This window comes from Thioalkalivibrio sp. ALE10, assembly GCF_000381385.1.
Taxonomy (GTDB): domain Bacteria; phylum Pseudomonadota; class Gammaproteobacteria; order Ectothiorhodospirales; family Ectothiorhodospiraceae; genus Thioalkalivibrio.
The window spans coordinates 2,775-5,225 of record NZ_KB906467.1 but is presented as its reverse complement, the minus strand read 5'-3'; the positions used below and the strand labels follow the sequence as shown (position 1 = coordinate 5,225).

At 67.8% G+C, this 2,451-nt stretch carries 3 protein-coding genes; all 3 read right to left on the bottom strand.

Features of this window, described 5'->3' with window-relative positions; translation table 11 throughout:
* Positions 1–274: 274 nt before the first annotated feature.
* The 3 genes from F788_RS0113280 to F788_RS0113270 all read right to left on the bottom strand — a co-directional run bounded on the left by F788_RS0113280 (position 275) and on the right by F788_RS0113270 (position 2,159).
* On the bottom strand, positions 275–760 hold the full coding sequence (locus F788_RS0113280; protein ID WP_019590492.1) for a hypothetical protein: 486 nt from the start codon (positions 758–760) through the stop codon (positions 275–277).
* Positions 757–1,056, bottom strand: coding sequence for a nucleotidyltransferase domain-containing protein (locus tag F788_RS0113275; protein ID WP_051076747.1), 300 nt, complete (start codon positions 1,054–1,056; stop codon positions 757–759). The genes F788_RS0113280 and F788_RS0113275 overlap by 4 nt, the downstream gene beginning before the upstream one ends.
* 95 nt (positions 1,057–1,151) lie before the next feature.
* The gene (locus F788_RS0113270) at positions 1,152–2,159 is read right to left on the bottom strand and encodes an NAD-dependent epimerase (RefSeq protein WP_019590491.1); all 1,008 of its coding nucleotides are present in this window, start codon (positions 2,157–2,159) and stop codon (positions 1,152–1,154) included.
* Positions 2,160–2,451: the final 292 nt, after the last annotated feature.

The window sequence follows — 2,451 nt, the reverse complement described above, 5'->3', positions numbered from 1 at the left end:
ACTCCGGCGCTCCACGACCGCACTCGGCCACCGCCACCGCGATCGTCTCCTTGTGCACGTCCAGCCCGATGTAGGCGCCGTACACATCGGCGGCCTGCTCCACCGCCTGCCTCACGCCGGTCAGACCCGACGCCGGCCCTGCATCCTTCATCCCTTCCGCGCTAAACTGGTTCATGACCTGCCCCCTCGATATTGGCTCTGTGTTGAAGGTGGTTGTCCCAACCCCGAGAACATAACCCACGCTCTCGAGGTCGGGCAGGTCAATCCATCATGTCTACGGGGCCGCCCAGCCGCGGGCGCGCATGTCGGCCAGGATGTTGTCCACCACGGCACTCAGGGTCGGCACGAATTCGTGGCCCGCCTGGAGCGCATCCGCCAGGGTGGTGGGGGCCTCGATGTATTCGTGCACCATTTGATTGCGCAGCTTGCGCATCGCGAGCCACTCATCACTGGAAGGGATCAGCCCGAGTTTTTCCGCCCGGTCGAGGTTGTCGATCGCCGCGCCAAGGCGTTCGCCGAGCGCCTCGAGGTACACGGGCAGCAGCTTGTCGCCCAGCGTATCCTGCAAACGTCCGAAGCGGCTCACGAAGGCTTCGACACGCTCGGCTTCGTCGGCGTTGTCGGCCAGTACACCCGCGCGGGCCGGAGTGAAAGGCTCGCTGAAGACGCGTTGATCGGTCGTCTCCAGATGCTGGCGTTCGCGCTGAACCACGCGACCGAGAAACCGGAGACGCTCGAGCTGTTCGGGATCGATGTTCACAGGAGCTGTCCCTGCTGTTCGGCCATGCGGTGAACGGCGCTGCGGGGCAGATTCGGGGCGGACAGGACGACATCGACCGAGCGCCCGTCCAGCCGGCGGCTGAGCCGGGCCGAGAGACGCGCGGCAAGCACCGCGGGACGCTCGACCGGCTGTTCGAGCTCGACGAGCACGTCCACGTCCCCGCCACGTCGGGTATCGTCCAGCCGCGATCCAAACAGGCGAACGCGCGCGTCGGGCCCGCATTCGTGGCGCACGACGTCGCGGATCGCTCGTATATGTTGCGGACTCAGGCGCATGAGGCCGATTGTAGCAGGGGCTTCGCGGCCGAGGCCGCTCCTACGCGGCCCCCCACCCGCCCGTGGGAGCGTGCTTGCACGCGAACGGCGGCGGGTCAGACCTGGTAGTAGTCGCGGTACCAGGCGACGAAGCTGGCCACGCCTTCTTCCACGCTGGTGGTGGGTTCGTAGCCGGTGTCGGCGCGCAGGTCTTCGACGTCGGCGTAGGTGTCGGGGACGTCGCCGGGCTGCAGGGGCAGGAGGTTCTTTTCGGCCTTCTTGCCGAGGTTCTCTTCCAGCACTTCGATGTAGTGCATCAGCTCGACCGGGCGGTGTGCGCCGATGTTGTACAGCCGGTACGGCGCGGCGCTGGTGGCGGAGTCGGGCTGCGCGCCGCTCCACTCGGGGTTGGGCTGGGCCGGACGGTCCAGGGTGCGGATCACGCCTTCGACGATGTCGTCGATGTAGGTGAAGTCGCGCCGGTGGTTGCCGTAGTTGAAGACGTCGATGGGCTCGCCGGCGAGGATCTTCTGCGTGAACATGAACAGCGCCATGTCCGGCCGGCCCCACGGGCCATAGACGGTAAAGAACCGCAGGCCGGTGGTGGGTAGCTGGTACAGGTGGCTGTAGGTGTGCGCCATCAGCTCGTTGGCCTTCTTGCTCGCGGCGTAGAGGCTGAGCGGGTGGTCGACGTTGTGGTGGACGGAGAACGGCATCTCCTCGTTGGCGCCGTAGACCGAGCTGGAGCTGGCGTAGACCAGGTGCTCCACGCCGTTGTGGCGGCAGCCCTCCAGGATGTTGCCGAAGCCGACCAGGTTGGTGTCGATGTAGGCAGCCGGGTTCTCCAGCGAGTAGCGCACGCCGGCCTGGGCGGCCAGGTTGACCACGCGCTGCGGCTGGTGCTCGCGGAACACCCGCTGCATCGCCTCGCGGTCGGCGATGTCCACGCGCTCCTCGGTGAAGCGCTCGTGGTCCTGGATGCGGGCCAGGCGCGCCTTCTTGAGCGAGACGTCGTAGTAGTCGTTCAGGTTGTCGACACCGACGACCTCGTCGCCGCGCTCCAGCAGGCGCAGGGCCAGGGCGTTGCCGATGAACCCGGCCGTTCCAGTAATCAGAATCTTCATGACGTGTCCTTGTTCGCCTGTTGTTCGGTTATCGTGCGCCCCGGTGGGGGCGCCGGGCCCTGCCCGTAGGAGGCCGGCCCTCCGGCCGATCGCCCCCGGTGGATTGGCCAGGCCTGATCGGCCAGGGGGCTGGCCTCCTACGAGGTATGCCGGCCCGTGGGAGGCCGGCGCTCCGGCCGATTCACCCCCGTGGGTTGGCGAGGCCCCGATCGGCCAGGGGGCTGGCCTCCTACGGGGTATCCCGGCGGCCCCGGCCCGTAGGAGGCCGGCCCTCCGGCCGATTCACCCCCGG